At 62.7% G+C, this 14,582-nt stretch carries 13 protein-coding genes; all 13 read right to left on the reverse strand.

The window, feature by feature from the left end; translation table 11 throughout:
• Window positions 1–58: 58 nt before the first annotated feature.
• On the reverse strand, window positions 59–1,360 hold the full coding sequence (locus NZ453_RS20815; protein WP_263772876.1) for an HD domain-containing phosphohydrolase: 1,302 nt from the start codon (window positions 1,358–1,360) through the stop codon (window positions 59–61).
• 12 nt (window positions 1,361–1,372) lie between these two features.
• Window positions 1,373–3,412, reverse strand: a complete 2,040-nt coding sequence (locus NZ453_RS20820) for a methyl-accepting chemotaxis protein (RefSeq protein ID WP_263772877.1) — start codon at window positions 3,410–3,412, stop codon at window positions 1,373–1,375.
• 161 nt (window positions 3,413–3,573) lie between these two features.
• Window positions 3,574–5,190 (reverse strand): methyl-accepting chemotaxis protein, encoded by a 1,617-nt coding sequence (locus NZ453_RS20825; protein ID WP_263772878.1) that lies wholly within the window; start codon window positions 5,188–5,190, stop codon window positions 3,574–3,576.
• A 306-nt stretch (window positions 5,191–5,496) separates the two neighbouring features.
• Window positions 5,497–6,078, reverse strand: coding sequence for a chemotaxis protein CheW (locus NZ453_RS20830; protein ID WP_263772879.1), 582 nt, complete (start codon window positions 6,076–6,078; stop codon window positions 5,497–5,499).
• Between the two features lie 8 nt (window positions 6,079–6,086).
• A complete protein-coding gene (locus tag NZ453_RS20835; protein ID WP_263772880.1) occupies window positions 6,087–7,715 on the reverse strand; it encodes a methyl-accepting chemotaxis protein in 1,629 nt (542 codons plus the stop codon).
• A gap of 87 nt (window positions 7,716–7,802) precedes the next feature.
• Entirely contained in the window at window positions 7,803–10,070 is a 2,268-nt protein-coding gene (locus tag NZ453_RS20840; protein WP_263772881.1) for a chemotaxis protein CheA, read from the reverse strand.
• Window positions 10,071–10,104: 34 nt separating this feature from the next.
• Complete coding sequence (locus tag NZ453_RS20845) at window positions 10,105–10,410, reverse strand: STAS domain-containing protein (RefSeq protein WP_263772882.1); 306 nt, start codon at window positions 10,408–10,410, stop codon at window positions 10,105–10,107.
• Between the two features lie 97 nt (window positions 10,411–10,507).
• Window positions 10,508–10,873 carry a response regulator gene (locus NZ453_RS20850; RefSeq protein ID WP_263772883.1) on the reverse strand — a complete coding sequence of 122 codons (366 nt, stop codon included), beginning with the start codon at window positions 10,871–10,873 and terminating at the stop codon, window positions 10,508–10,510.
• Window positions 10,874–11,071: 198 nt separating this feature from the next.
• The gene (locus tag NZ453_RS20855) at window positions 11,072–11,908 is read right to left on the reverse strand and encodes an HDOD domain-containing protein (protein WP_263772884.1); all 837 of its coding nucleotides are present in this window, start codon (window positions 11,906–11,908) and stop codon (window positions 11,072–11,074) included.
• Window positions 11,908–12,654 (reverse strand): chemotaxis protein CheB, encoded by a 747-nt coding sequence (locus tag NZ453_RS20860; protein ID WP_338051216.1) that lies wholly within the window; start codon window positions 12,652–12,654, stop codon window positions 11,908–11,910. The genes NZ453_RS20855 and NZ453_RS20860 overlap by 1 nt, the downstream gene beginning before the upstream one ends.
• Window positions 12,647–13,168 (reverse strand): chemotaxis protein CheD, encoded by a 522-nt coding sequence (locus NZ453_RS20865; RefSeq protein ID WP_263772885.1) that lies wholly within the window; start codon window positions 13,166–13,168, stop codon window positions 12,647–12,649. The genes NZ453_RS20860 and NZ453_RS20865 overlap by 8 nt, the downstream gene beginning before the upstream one ends.
• Window positions 13,165–13,974, reverse strand: coding sequence for a CheR family methyltransferase (locus NZ453_RS20870; protein ID WP_263772886.1), 810 nt, complete (start codon window positions 13,972–13,974; stop codon window positions 13,165–13,167). The genes NZ453_RS20865 and NZ453_RS20870 overlap by 4 nt, the downstream gene beginning before the upstream one ends.
• Entirely contained in the window at window positions 13,974–14,567 is a 594-nt protein-coding gene (locus NZ453_RS20875; RefSeq protein ID WP_263772887.1) for a chemotaxis protein CheD, read from the reverse strand. Before NZ453_RS20875 ends, NZ453_RS20870 begins: the two co-directional genes overlap by 1 nt.
• Window positions 14,568–14,582 lie beyond the last annotated feature (15 nt).

A 14,582-nucleotide genomic window follows, 5' to 3' on the forward strand; every position in this document is an offset into this window, starting at 1 on the left:
CCCTTGCTAGCCTATTCTCTCGCGGCTCGCGCCTGACTCCAGCGAGCGCCGCCGGCACTCAGCGTTCGATTCCGTAGTGAAGGGCGATCGCCTCGAACTCCTTGCGACCGGCAAGAAAACTATCCGTGATGTCCGGGTCGAATTGCTTGCCGCGCCCGTCGGCGATAATCTCCCACACCTGAGAGAACGGCATCGCTTCCTTGTAAACGCGTTTCGAGATCAGCGCGTCAAACACGTCGGCCAACGCCATCAAACGTGCGGAGAGAGGAATCGCGTCACCGGCGAGTCCGTCCGGGTAACCGGCACCGTTCCAGTGTTCGTGGTGCCAGCGCACGACTTCCTTTGCCTGCGCGAGAAATTCCACCGACGCATCCACGTCGCGCTCGGCGAGCGTGATCGCTTCGCTGCCAAGCAGCGTATGCGTTTTCATGATCTCCCACTCATCCGGCGAGAGCTTGCCGGGTTTGAGCAGGATGTGGTCGGGGATGCCCACTTTGCCGATATCGTGCAGCGGCGCCGAGCGTACCAGCGTCTCGATGTACTTTGCGCTCAGCGTGTCGATGAAACGCGGGTGATCGACCAGCCGCGTCGCCAGTAGGTGCACATAACCTTGCGTCCGCTGGATGTGGTTGCCCGTCTCGTTGTCGCGCGTCTCGGCCAGGTGCGCCAGCGCACGCATGCTTACGGCCTGGATCTGTTCGTTCTCGCGCATGCGCCGGGCGACTTCGGCCTCCAGCGCATGGTTCTGGTCGACGAGCCACAGACGCGCGTTGCGCACCAGCAACTGATTGCGTACCCGCGCCAGCACGACGAGCGGCTTGAAGGGTTTGATGATGTAGTCGGACACGCCCTCGCTGAATGCCCGCTCTTCGTCTTCGTCGTTATCTTTTGCCGTGAGGAAGATCACCGGAATATCGCGCGCGACGCCGTTGTTGCGCAGGTCGCGCAGAACCTCGTAACCGCTCATGTCGGGCATCACGATGTCGAGCATGATCAGTGAAGGGCGCGGTTCCTGCATGGCGAGGTGCAGCGCGGTACGCCCGCAATTGGCGACCTTGACGCGGTAGCCGGCGTTTTGCAGAAGCTCGCCGAGAACGCTGAGATTCTCGGGCGAGTCATCGACGAGCAGGATGACCTCATTGTCGGTGGCCCTTCGGCGCAGCGGCGCGGGCGGCTGAAGGTCGGCGAGCAGTGAGGATCCCGAGCCGAGAGCGCGTGATGACATCGACACGGTGGCCGAGCTTTCGGCTCGTTGATATCCCCGGATTCTTCGGGCGTGTTCGTCTGTCATCATTTCTCCAATGGTCCGCTCGACAAAAAGCACATCGGCCGGCAAGTTACAAATTTCGTCGGCCGTCACCGGGCCGAATCCTCAATACCGTTCGAAGTCGCCCTCGTTGATTTGAAGGGAGGAGGTTGGGGCGCGGGTCACGGGTTTGCGTGCGGCCGGCGAGGCGGGGGCCGCCGACGCCGAACGGCGTCCCTCGTTGCCGAGGCGGAAGAAGGTCATCGTCTGCTGCAACTGCTCCGCCTGCGCCCCGAGTTCCTCCGCCGTGGCCGCCAGCTCCTCCGAAGCCGACGCATTCTGCTGCGTCGCCTGATTGAGCTGGCCCATGGCGCTGTTGATCTGCGCCACTCCGGTCGTCTGCTGCTGGCTCGCCGACGCGATCTCCTGCACGAGTTCCGACGTGCGGCGAATCGACGGCACCATCTCGGTGAGCAGATGGCCGGCGCGTTCCGCCTGCTTCACCGAAGAATCGGCCAAGCTGCCGATTTCTTGAGCCGCGATCTGCGAACGTTCCGCGAGTTTGCGCACCTCCGCGGCGACGACGGCAAAGCCCTTGCCGTGGTCGCCGGCGCGGGCCGCCTCGATGGCGGCATTCAAGGCCAAGAGATTGGTCTGATACGCGATGTCGTCGATGATGCCGATCTTGCCGGCGATGCTCTTCATGTCCTCGACGGTCTGGTTGACCGCCTGGCCACCCTCGGCCGCTTCGTTGGCGGCCTTGGCCGCCATGCCATCGGTGGCCTTGGCGTTGTCGGTGTTGCTGGCGATGGACGCCGTCATCTCCTCCATCGACGCGGTGGTTTCCTCGACCGAAGCGGCCTGTTCGGAGGACGATTGCGAGAGGGCCTGGGCGGTCGACGAGACTTGGCCGGCGGCGTTGGTGAGATTGTCGGCGGCATCGCGCACTTCGCCGATGATCTGCGTCAGACGGCCGATCATGTTCTGCATCGCCGTCATCAGTGTGCCCACTTCGTCGCGGCTCGTCGTCTCCAGTTGCACCGAAAGATCACCTTCCGAGAGGCGCGTCGCCGCCGCGAGCGCGAGCTGTATCGGGCGCGCGACCCAATAGCGCAGACCGAAGAACGCCAGGGCCATGAGAACGGCGATGGTCAGCGCCACCGAAACCACGAGCCCGTTGCGGACGCTGCGACTGAGCGCGGTGAACTCATCGAGGTAACTTCCGGCAACGACGACCCAATTCCACTCCGGGTAATGCTCGAAGACGGCGATCTTTTCGCGCGGCGTCGACTCGCCCGGATTCTTCCAACGGTATTCGGAAACGCCGGATTTGCGCGTCGTCATGTCGCGGATGAACTCGCGGCCGTCGGCGTCCCGCGCGCCGACCAGGTTCTGGCCCTCGTTCTCGGGGTGGATGACGAGCGTGCCGAGGTTCTTGCCCTCGGCCGCGTCGAGGACGTAAAGATAGCCTGTGGTGCCGATCTTGGTCGGCCGGATCTTGTCCTTCAGATGTTTGAGTTCGTCGGTGAAATCCATGCCGACGAAGAGCGCCCCGATGACTTTGCCGGCCGTGTCGCGAATCGGCAGGTACTTGGTCATGTACTCCCGGCCGAACAGATTAGCCTTGCCGACGTAGGTTTCGCCGGCCAAGGTCTTGGCGTACGCGGGGTGACCATGATCGAGAACGGTCCCAAGGGCGCGTTCGCCGCGCTCGTTCATCAATGACGTAGTGATTCGTACGAGATCCTCGCCGTCCCGGACGAACACGGTGGCGATGGCGCCGCTGGCGGCACGGAATCGATCAACGGCCGCGAAGTCCTGATTCAACACGGTCTTGCCATTGCGCAGCGCGGGCGTCGAGCGGCCGTTGATGGTGATACGCGTCTTGTCGTCAAGGGTGAACGGTTCGGTAAAGTCCGCCGCGAAGACCTGGCTGAGGCTGTTGATATTCGCCTTGAGACTCAACCCGTACGCGTCGATCATATCGATGTTGAGCCGCGCGATCTTTTGCAGGCTGGCGAGGCTGTCTTCCTTGAGCATGCGCGCCACGTAGCCGCTGAGGAAGTACGTCATGCCGGCGAAAAGAACGATGGCCGCCGCAAATAGCACGAGATTCAGCTTGTGGGCTATCGGCCAGTCGCGGAAGGAAAGCGTGCGCGTCTTCATCTGGATTTCCCTGCTTTTCTAATAATTGTTGAGTTGGCTGGTCGCCACCGACGACCGTAGAGCTATGCAGCGAGCGACGCGCTCCATAGACCGTCGGTACGTCATCGTGAACGTGAAAACCGGCGGGTGCGCCGGAAAGGATGGCCGGAACATGATGTCGTTCAATACCGTTCGAAGTCGCCCTCGTTGATTTGAAGGGAGGAGGTTGGGGAGCGGGTCACGGGTTTGCGTGCGGCTGGCGAGGCGGGGGCCGCCGACGCCGAACGGCGTCCCTCGTTGCCGAGGCGGAAGAAGGTCATCGTCTGCTGCAATTGCTCCGCCTGCGCCCCGAGTTCCTCCGCCGTGGCCGCCAGCTCCTCCGAAGCCGACGCATTCTGCTGCGTCGCCTGATTGAGCTGCCCCATGGCGCTGTTGATCTGCGCCACCCCGGTCGTCTGCTGCTGGCTCGCCGACGCGATCTCCTGCACGAGTTCCGACGTGCGGCGAATCGACGGCACCATCTCGGTGAGCAGATGGCCGGCGCGTTCCGCCTGCTTCACCGAAGAATCGGCCAGGCTGCCGATTTCTTGAGCCGCGATCTGCGAACGTTCCGCGAGCTTGCGCACCTCCGCGGCGACGACGGCGAAGCCCTTGCCGTGGTCGCCGGCGCGGGCCGCCTCGATGGCAGCATTCAAGGCCAAGAGATTGGTCTGATACGCGATGTCGTCGATGATGCCGATCTTGCCGGCGATGCTCTTCATGTCCTCGACGGTCTGGTTGACCGCCTGGCCACCCTCGGCCGCTTCGTTGGCGGCCTTGGCCGCCATGCCATCGGTGGCCTTGGCGTTGTCGGTGTTGCTGGCAATGGACGCCGTCATCTCCTCCATCGACGCAGTGGTTTCCTCGACCGAAGCGGCCTGTTCGGAGGACGATTGCGAGAGGGCCTGGGCGGTCGACGAGACCTGGCCGGCGGCGTTGGTGAGGTTGTCGGCAGCGTCGCGCACTTCGCCGATGATCTGCGTCAGACGGCCGATCATGTTCTGCATCGCCGTCATCAGTGTGCCCACTTCGTCGCGACTCGTCGTCTCCAGTTGCACCGAAAGATCGCCTTCGGCAAGCCGGCCGGCGGCTGCGACGGCTTCGGTGAGCGGTCGTGTGACCGAGCGTGTGATGAGCACGGCGAGCGCAATCAACAAGGCGAGGGCGACGCCGATGACGCCGGCCATGATCGACGCAAGCCGGTTGAATTCGGTTTGCACATCGTCGAGATAGACGCCGGCCGTGAATACCCAGCCCCAGGGGGCGTACAGCTTGCTCGCGGCGACTTTCTCCACCGGCGCGGAATGGCCTGGCTTCGGCCACAGGTATTCGGTGGTCTCGTTGCGGCCGCGTTTCGCCGCGGCGACGATTTCGGTAAAGAGATGAACGCCGTTCTCGTCTTTGAAATCCGAGAAATTCTTGCCGTTCATTTCCGGCTTGATCGGATGCTCGACCACCACCGCGTCGGTGTCCATGATGGTGATGTAATTGTCGCCTTCGAAGCGCATGTGCCTTATGGCGAGCCGCGCGCGCTCCTGCGCGTCTGCAAGGCTGAGCTTGCCGGCACTTGCCTGGCTGCCGTAGTAGGCGACGACGGTGTCGGCGATCTCAACGACGCTGCGCGTTTTCTCCTGGCGATCACGCAGCATCTGATTCCGTTCCATGATCAGCGCAAAGCCGGCCACGGCGGCGAGCAGAATCACGGCGAGTGCGACGAGCCCGATCAGGCGGTTGCGAATCGATACGGAGCGAAAATTCATTCTCATTCTCCTTGTGCCGCCGCGGCTACCGGGTTCCGGTTTGGCCTTCCGCCAATGCCGGCAAGAAGGCGGTGCCACGTCGGGTCGTTATCAGCGTGATTCCGTTATTTCTTGTTCAGAATTCGCTACCTACTCCATCTTTCCCGGTTTCCCGCCTGCTCCGGCGTTGCCGCCGGAGCAGGATGCGGAAGCCACCCTTCCTACCCCATCGAATAGTTACTGCGAGTCATACGGTTTCGGCTTCCCGTAACCCAGGGAGTCCGCACATCCTCTGCGCCTGTTGTTGCCAATGTCTTGTCACTGTCGTCACACCGCGGCGGCGGACTCCGCCATCGTCCCCGTTTCGGTGAGCAGGGCGATTTCCTCGACCGAGAGCACCTTGCCGATGTTGAGCAGGATGACGAACTTGCCGGCCACCTTACCCATGCCGGAAATGAAATCAGCGCGGATTCTTGCCCCGAACGAGGGGGGCGGCTCGATTTCGCTGGCCGGGATGTCGAGTACCTCGGATACGGAGTCGACGAGGACGCCGACGTCGTGGTGTACGTCGTCCTCGCTCTCCGTGTCCGCCACTTCAAGAATGACGATGCATGTGCGGCGCGCGACCTCGGTCGGTTTGCCGCCGAAACGGGCAGACAGATCGATGACCGGAACGACGCTGCCACGCAAGTTGATCACGCCGCGGATGAAACTCGGCATCATCGGTATCGTGGTGAGATTGCCGTACTCGATGATCTCCTTGACGTTCAATATGCCGACGGCAAACATCTCCCCGCCGAGCGTGAACGTCAGATATTGAGGCGGAGGTTCCGAACGCACCGCTACGGCGCCCTTCGGCGTCGCAGCGGCGCGCTGGGTTCTGCCTGTTGCCTGAACGAGCTCTCCCATAGTCGCTCCTAGTAGCGTTCGAAGTCGCTTTCGTTGATCTGCACCGTGGATGCGCGCGTTCCCATGACCGAGCGCGCCGGTGTTCTCGCGTGGGCGCTGGCGGCATGGCTACGCCGGGTTTCATCCATGCGGAAGAAGGTCATCGTCTGCTGCAGTTGCTCGGCCTGGGACCCAAGCTCTTCAGCCGTTGCAGCCAATTCCTCGGAAGCCGACGCGTTCTGCTGCGTCGCCTGATTGAGCTGCCCCATGGCGCTGTTGATCTGCGCCACCCCGGTCGTTTGCTCCTCGCTGGCAAGCGTGATTTCTTGAACGAGTTCGGAGGTACGGCGGATTGTCGGAACCATCTCGACCAGCAACGAACCGGCCCGTTCGGCTTGTTCGACGGAGGAGCTGGCGAGACTGCCGATCTCCTGCGCCGCAATCTGCGAACGTTCCGCGAGCTTGCGCACCTCGGCGGCGACGACGGCAAAGCCCTTGCCGTGGTCGCCCGCGCGGGCCGCCTCGATGGCGGCATTGAGGGCGAGCAGGTTGGTCTGATACGCGATGTCGTCGATGATGCCGATCTTGCCGGCGATGCTCTTCATGTCATCGACCGTGCGGGTCACGGCATCGCCGCCCTCAGCGGCTTCGCGGGCGGCTTTGGTCGCCATGGTGTCAGTGACCTTCGAGTTTTCGGTATTGCGGCCGATCGACGCCGTCATTTCCTCGATCGACGCGGTCGTTTCCTCGACGGAAGCGGCCTGTTCGGAGGAGGACTGCGAAAGCGTCTGCGCGGTGGCCGAAACCTGGTTCGCCGCATTGGTCAGGTTGTCGGCCGCACTGCGCACTTCGCCGATGATCTGCGTCAGTTTGCCGATCATGGCTTTGATGGCGGCCAGCATGCTGCTGTTGTCGTTGCCCTTGAGTTCGATCTGCACCGTGAGATCGCCATCGGCCACTTGTTGCACGACTTCGGTGACGTAGGCCGGCTCGCCGCCGAGCTGTTTCTCGACGCGCCGGGTCAGAAAGTAACCGAGAAGAACGCCGATCAGCAAGCTGCCGACGGAAAGGCCGATCATCAGAACCCGGCTGCTGAGGTAGATCTCCATGCTTTCTTCCGAAGCCTTCTTGGCGACGTTTTCCTTGATCTTGGTGAGCTCGGTCAGCAAGTCGTCGGCTGCGTTGCCCGTACTGAGCATTTCGCTGTTCACACGCGACATTTCCTCAGAGCGCGATGCCATTGGGGTTTTTTCGATCAATGCAAGCATTCTCTCGGTGCTTTGCACATAGGCTGGAAATACCGCGTCTACCTTCTTTAGGCCGGCGAGGCCTTCCTCGCTGTAGAACAAGGTGCGCGATTTATCAATGTAATCGCGCACGGCGCGTGCGTGGTCGTTGAAGGCCTTCGTCGCTTTCGCGCGCTCTTCAGGCGTCGTGGCCAACGCGACCGTCCGCCAATCGCGGCCCATGTAAACGAGGTTGATGTTGGCTTCCTTGACGTATGAGAGGCCGAGCAACTCCTTCTCGTACAGGCGGTCAGCCATGTCGTTGATGGTGCCCATGTTGCGCACGCCGATCAGGCCGACAATCAGTGAGAACGCGGCGATGATGATGAAGCCGCCGAGGAGCATGGTGCGGAGTTTCAGATGATTCAGCATTGAGGCAATTCCAAAAAGCGGTGGATCGAACAGCAGCTTCAGGCGCCGCGTGGCGCATTCATGTCTCTACGTCAGAGGTTGGCGATGTCAGTGCTCATTCCCCCTTATGACGGTGTTGCTGCCAGACAGTGCAAACGGCGACGCAACGCGGTGTCCGTAAAGCAACGTTTCCTCGCTGCGCGAGACCATGTTCACGAGCGCGGCGACGTCCAGGATCAACGCCACTTCCCCGCTGCCGAGGATCGTCGAGCCGCCGATGCCGCGCAGCTTCGCGAACAGGCGGCCGAGTGGTTTGATGACTGTCTGGAACTCGCCCATCAACTGATCTACGACAATGCCCGCGCGTTGGCCGCCAAATTGCACGACAACGATGCTTTCGCGGGCCGGTGCCTGGCCGCCCACCTCGAACAGTTCGCGCAAACGGATGAACGGCAGGGGCTCGCCGCGCAGATTCAGGAAATTGCGTCCGCCCGAGATGTCCTTGTGTTCGATGCACTCGACCACCGAATCGAGCGGGATGACGTAGGCGGCCTTGTCGACACCGACGAGGAAGCCGTCGATGATCGCTAGCGTCAGCGGCAGCCGGATCGTGAAAGTCGCGCCTTCACCGGCAACCGAGGCGACATCGACCGTGCCACGCAGGGCAGTTATGTTGCGCCGCACGACATCCATGCCGACGCCGCGGCCGGAAAGCTTGGAGACGGTTTCGACGGTCGAGAAGCCCGGCTCGAAGATGAGATTCTGGATGTCGCTTTCGCTGAGCGTGTCGCCCGGCTGGATCAACTCGCGCTCGATGGCCTTGGCGCGAATTCTTTCCAGATTGAGGCCGCCGCCGTCGTCGGAGACTTCGATCACGATGCTCCCGGAATCATGATAGGCGTTGAGCGAAACGCGCCCACAAGCCGGCTTGCCGCGTTCGAGTCGGACGGCGACCGGTTCGATGCCGTGGTCGAGCGAATTGCGCACGAGATGCATGAGCGGGTCGCCGATTTTCTCAACGACCGTCTTGTCGAGTTCGGTTTCGGCACCGCTGATCGACAATTCGATTTCCTTGCCGAGATCTTTCGACACGTCGCGTACGACGCGATGGAAGCGGTTGAAGGTATCGCCGATCTGCACCATGCGCAGTTGCAATGCCGAGTCGCGAATGTCCTCGACGAGGCGCGACAGAACGGAAGTCGCTTCGACGAGATCGGTTTGCCGGCTCTTCAGAGCCAGCAGGTTGGCGGATGCGCCGGCGATGACGAGTTCGCCGACGAGGTCGATCAACTTGTCAAGCTTGTCGGCATGCACGCGCACCAGCTGCGCTTCGCGCGCTCGTTTGTCCACCACCTGGTTTTGCTTGGCGATCGCCGCCTCGACGGTCTCTTTGTGCACGACCTTGCTGTCGACGAGGATGGCCCCGAGCGGTGCCGGCGACGCGGCGGTTGTGTCCGCGCCGCCGGAGCTTTCTCCCTGAGCAAGCAGTACTTCGTGTTGCGCCTGCAGTCCGTGGTCAACCTCGGCCTGGGTCAGCGCGCCGCAACGGACGAGGATCTCGCCGATTCGCATGTCGTCTTCAGGCAATTCTTGTATGAGACGAATGTAGTCGGCGACATTGCTGTGCGGCGGCAGGATGCGCAGGTCGCACTCGTCGCTCACAAAAGTGAAGACACGCTCGATGTCCGCTTTCGAAGCCTTTGTCTGCAGGCGGACTTCGAAGCCGAGGTAGCATGATTCGGGGTCCATGTCGGCCGCTGGTGGCAGACCGTCCGAGACGGTTTCGATGCCGATGATCTCGCCCAGGCCACCAAGGTAGCGAAGCAGCGACAGGGGATCGACGCCGCCGCGCATGACGTTGGGTCCGAAGCGGACCGAGATGTGCCAGCTATCGGTGTTGACGACACCGCCGCCTGAACTTTCCACTTCGCCGTCATCGTCCTGCGCGGCGAGATTGGTGCGCGCGGCTGGTTCCTGCGTCGGAACGATGGCTGAGAGGAACTGTTCCAGATGCTCGCTCAGAGCCTCGCCGCGGGCGGCGACATCGGCGCTTGGTTCGCTGGCCTGCGCGGCCAGGACATCGAGCAGCGAGCCCAGGTGATCGCAACATTCAAGCAGGAGCGTCGTCAGCGCGGCGGAAATGTCGGCCTCGCCGTTGCGCAGCGCGTCGAGGATGTTTTCGACGCGATGCATGAAGGTCTCGATGAACTGGCATTCGATGACGCCGGAAGCGCCTTTGATCGTGTGCGCGGCACGAAAGATGGTATCAATTCCGCTGGCGTCGTCCGGCGTTTGCTCGAGGCGCAGCAGGCCGGCTTCCATTTCCGCCAGTTGCTCGCGGCTTTCCTGAATGAATACGCTGGTCAGTTCGTCCATACTGGTTCTCCGTGCGATGCGTAGTCTTGGTGTCCTACGACGCTTCGCAGGCGGGTATGACAAGCGGGTCGCCGAGTTCGGCGGCAAGATTGCAGAAATCGATCACGGCGCGCACGGCCTGGCTATGCGCAACGATGGAAACGCGTTTGCCGGCATGCTGCGCTTCCTTCTTGAGCAGGATCAGCAGTTGTAGACCGGCGGCGTCGATCTCGGCCACCTGGGCGAGATCGAGTTCGAGTTCGTCGGCGTCGGCAAGGGCGTCGAGCAGTTCGTGCTTCTGCTCCAGCGCCTGGTAGATGGTGAGGTTCTGGCTCAGGGCAAGGCGGCGGCTCTCTGTCATCTCAGATGCTCCGTGGCGTGGCCCGGGTCGGAATACAGGGAAGCGGGGTGTGCTGGGTGCCGTAACGACGGCACGGAACCGAAGACGCCTAACATGCCTACCTCAACACCAGTTTGATCGTATTGAGGAGCTCGTCGGCCGTCGCCGGCTTGACGATCCAGCCCGAGGCCCCCGCCGCTTTTGCCTCCTGGCGTTTAGCCTGCTGGGACTCCGTGGTCAGGAAAAGGATCGGCATGAATTTATAAGGCGGCAGCTGGCGCACCTCGCGAATCAACTCGATGCCGTTCATTCCCGGCATGTTGAGGTCGGTGATCAGCAGGTCGACCTTGACGTTGGCGTTGAACTTCTGCAGCGCGGCTTCCGAATTGGAGGCTTTTTCAACGGAATAGCCGGCCTTCGTAAGAATGCTTGATATGCTTAACAGGATGGTGGCCGAGTCGTCCACCAACATGATCGTGCTCATTTTTCCTCCCGGTTTCCGGCTCCCGCCGGAGTCGCGTTCCGGTGTCGTTCGTTACGAAACAGCAATGCATGCTCTCAAAGAAGCGGCGCCTTGTGCATCCGTGAAATCCGCAGAAAACTGCGGAAACTACGTACCCCGGCGCCGACCGTCTGTCGCACCCCTGATGGATTGGGCGGAAAGCCGCGGCCCAGAGGGCGGTCATGCCTTGAGCGCCGCATCCAGCGACGCGACCTCGTCGGCCGATTCGGCGAGGATTTCGCTCAGTTCTTCATCGTCGACGAGCATCTGCAGCTCAACGTTCATGCCTTTGCGGCTCATGCCGGCGAGGGCATCGAGCGGGGATTCGGTCGGCGTGAGCTGGTCGGCGAGGAGCAGCGTATCGCCGAGCGACGCCGGCGGCATGGCGAGGTAGCCCGTCCACATGATGTGCAAGGCTTCGAGGATGGCCGGGGGCGTATCCAGCGCACTGAGTACGGCGTGCCCGATGCGCGCCTCTCCGTCGCCGTGCCACGCCTCGAGATCGCCTTCGATCAGGCCGGGATAAGAAGCGGCCCGGGCGATCAGGTAGAAGCCGCCCATCTCGTGCACGATGCCGCCGAAGAAGGCGGCGTCGGGGTTTTGATGCGTGACTTTGCGCGCCAGCGTACGTGCAAGCGCCGCTACATGCGCCGTGTGTTCCCAGAGCGCGCCGGCGAGCGCGCGGTGTTCCGGAAGCCGCGGCAGTTCTTTCATCTGCCGTACCACGACTGCCGCGGCGAGCGCACGCAAGGTGCCAAACCCCAGACGCGAGATGGCGGCGCCGATCTCGGTGATCGCCCGGCCACCGGGGTTGTAGGCGATCGAATTGGCCACAGACAGCACGCGCGCATGCAGCACCGGTTCGGCGGCGACGACCTTGCCAAGCGCCGATAGCGAGCAATCGGGGTCGTCGAGCAGGCGTTGCACGCGCAGCGCGATCTCGGCGTGGGTTGGAAAAACGATGTTGCCGCGCTCGACGTCGGCCGCAATCGTATTCAGTGTCGCGTTTACGTCCATCAAGCTTCTCCAGTACCTGAAAAAGAACTCTTGCCGAAGGCGACGATCGCCGGCGCAATCTGGTCGAGCGGCAGGGTCAGGTCGACCGCGCCGCGCAGGATGGCTTCCTTCGGCATGCCGAAAACGACGCAACTCGCCTCGTTCTGGGCGATCGTCCGCGCGCCGGCGTCGTGCATTTCCTTGAGGCCGCGGGCGCCGTCGTCACCCATGCCGGTCATGATGATGCCGAGCGCCTTCGCGCTGCCAAGAACGGCGATTGAGCGGAAGAGCACGTCGACGGACGGACGGTGGCGGTTAACGGGCGGATCGTCGGTGATGGCCGCGCTCAACTCGCCGCCAAACCGTTTCACCAGCATCTGCTTCCCACCCGGAGCAACGAGGGCCAGGCCGGGGCGCAAGCGATCACCCTGGCGCGCTTCGCGCACCTCGATGCGGCAGAGATTGTTCAGGCGGTCGGCAAACATGGCGGTGAATACAGGCGGCATGTGCTGCACGATGACGATGGCCGGGGAATTCTCGGGCAGCCGGGTGAGGATCGACTCGAGGGCTTGCGTACCGCCGGTCGATGTGCCAAGGGCCACAATGGGCTGGCCCGAGGCGGCCATTCCCGGGCGTAAGGCGCGGCCGAACAACGGCTCCACGCCCTGGCCGGGCGGCAAAGGGCGGTTGGTGACGGTCAAAGCCCGATGCTCGCGATCCTCACGATCCTCACGCTTCGGCCACCGCGAACGCCGCCTGTCATCCATTGGGATTCCTGATCCGTGCGTTTTCGCCGTCGGGAAAGGCCAGCCACACCTCGCCGCTCCAAACGTCGAAATGCAGCTTGCGTCGCCCGCTGCCCGCGACGTGCTCCGCCATGAGCGTGATGTGGTTGGCGGCCAGCATGCGATGCGCGTATTCGATGTTGCGCGCGCCGATGTCGGAACCGTCGCCCTGGTTCCAGTTGAACATATTGGCGCCGCCGAAGAGCTTGGCCTGGTATTCGCAGGGTCGCGTACTTGCGGCGGCCACATTCTGCAGGAACAAAGCAAAGGCCTCCGCGGCATACCGGCCATCGAGCGGAACGCCGGAGGGCCGGTCGCGCTCGGTGAGCATGTAGTGGCACATGCCGCCGATGTGCTTTTTCGGGTGCCAAAGCGTGACCGAAACGCAAGACCCGAGCAGCGTCGAGATGCGCGTCCTGCCGCCCCCGAAATGAAAGTCGCCGGGCTTGAGGACGACCTGGATGATGTCGTCGGTGTTGGCGGTGCGCCCGGTCATGGTTTGCGATAAACCGTCGGACGTACGGTGGCGACCCGGTCGGTGATGCCGTTGAGCGTTTCCGAATGACCGACGATGAGGTGCCCGCCGCGTTTGAGCCGGGGCAGGATGTTGTGCACGACGCGGGTCTTGGTTTCCGGGTCAAAGTAGATCATCACGTTGCGCAGGAAAACGACGTCGAACTCGCCGAGATCGGCGGGGGCCGGCTGCATCAGGTTAACCTGGTGGAAGGCAACCCGGCGGCGCAACTCGGGCGCAATCAGGAAGCTCCCGGCATGCGAGCGCACGCCTTTCAGGCAGTATTTGCGCATGTAGCCCGGCGGAATCCCCTCGACGCGGGCCATCGTGTAGTGGCCGGAACGCGCGCGGGCGAGCACCCGCGTGCTGATGTCGGTGCCCAGCACGTCCCAGGGCGTTTCCGGCAGCGTTTCGGCGAGCGTCATGGCGATCGAATAGGCTTCCTCGCCACTGGAACTTGCCGCGCTCCAGACGCGGAAAGCCGTCGAACGTGCGCGAGCTCCGGCGGCCTCGGTACGCAGGAACTCGAAGTGCTGAGGCTCCCGGAAGAAATAGGTTTCGTTGGTCGTCAGCAGGTCGACCATCGTTTGCAGTTCGTCGGGATGATCGCCGCGCGCCAGCATTCGGTAGTAGTCGCCGAAACTCGCAAGATCGTAGGCGCGCAGGCGCTTCGTCAGCCGCCCCACGAGCAGCACTTTCTTCGCTTCGGAAAGGCTGATACCAGCTATCCGATAGATGAGGCGCTGGAAGAGCGCATATTCTCCGTCGCTGATTCCGGCGTCGATCATCAGAACAACTCAATTTTCTTGTCGGTCGATTTCGGCTGCTGCGCCAACGTCGCCGCGTAGGCTTTTTCTTCGCGGTCGATGACCGTAGCGGTCGCCATGCTGGTGACCAGCCGCTTGCAAAAAGCTTCGCCGTTGAAGGGAAGAAAGAGCACCTTGCGCGACCAGGGCCCGAGGAAGTCGGACGAGAGCAGCGGGATTCCTTCGCGGGCCAACCATTCCTTGGTGAAGCTGGCGTTGCGCATGCCGATCGTCAACGAGCCGGCGTCCGCATCGATGATCGTGCCGCCCCCGAACGCCTTGGCCTGCAATCGGGGCTTCTTGGCGCCGCGGGTGAGCAGCGCGTTGAGCAGCGCCTCCATGGCGAAGTTGCCGGACAACAATGAATCCACATCGCCGTGCTTGCTGCGCCCGATATTGGGCAGCATGAAGTGGTTGATGCCGCCAATCTTCAGTTGCGGGTCGAAAAGGCAAACGGCGACGCAGGAACCGAGCAGCGTCGACAGCGGCTGCCGATCATCCACGCTCCATGCGCCGGGCTGGACGTTCCGCGCGTGGCGCTCGATGTCCCTGGCCGGAAGACTGGCATAGTCCAACGGGTCCTCTCCGCG

Source organism: Propionivibrio soli, from assembly GCF_025770765.1.
GTDB lineage: Bacteria > Pseudomonadota > Gammaproteobacteria > Burkholderiales > Rhodocyclaceae > Propionivibrio > Propionivibrio soli.